General features: G+C 73.6%; 1 pseudogene. It reads right to left on the reverse strand.

Features of this window, described 5'->3' with window-relative positions:
• Window positions 1-174: 174 nt before the first annotated feature.
• A pseudogene (locus AAW13_RS43965) lies at window positions 175-387 on the reverse strand (TetR family transcriptional regulator); the annotation flags it as partial.

Below are 387 nucleotides of genomic sequence, written 5' to 3' on the forward strand. Positions count from 1 at the left end.
GGGTGTGGCGGGCTGCTTTGTGGCCGTGGGTGTGTCGGAGGCGGGTGCCGTGGGCGAGGCGGACGCGGGCGAGTTCGTAGGGGAAGTGGGGGGGTGGGGGTGGGGGTGGGGCGTGGGGGTGGGGGTGGTTTTCGGCTTGGTGGCAGTGGTGGGTGGCTTCGTCCGCATCGCCGGCTACGGCGCACCGAGGCCGTTGAGAAACGTGTCCACCACCATGTCGGCCACCTGCGCCGGACTCAGGTGTGACAGCCGGCGCGGAGCGAGCGTCACCAGTTCGACGAGCAGCGCTCCCGCCCAGCCCGTCGGCTGGTCCCGGCGCAGCAGCCCCTCGTCGGCGGCCCGGTCGAGAAAGGCGTCCACCTCGGCGACGCACGCGTCCCGCCGCCG

The sequence above is a fragment of the Streptomyces humi genome (assembly GCF_001005085.2).
Classification (GTDB): domain Bacteria; phylum Actinomycetota; class Actinomycetes; order Streptomycetales; family Streptomycetaceae; genus Streptomyces; species Streptomyces humi.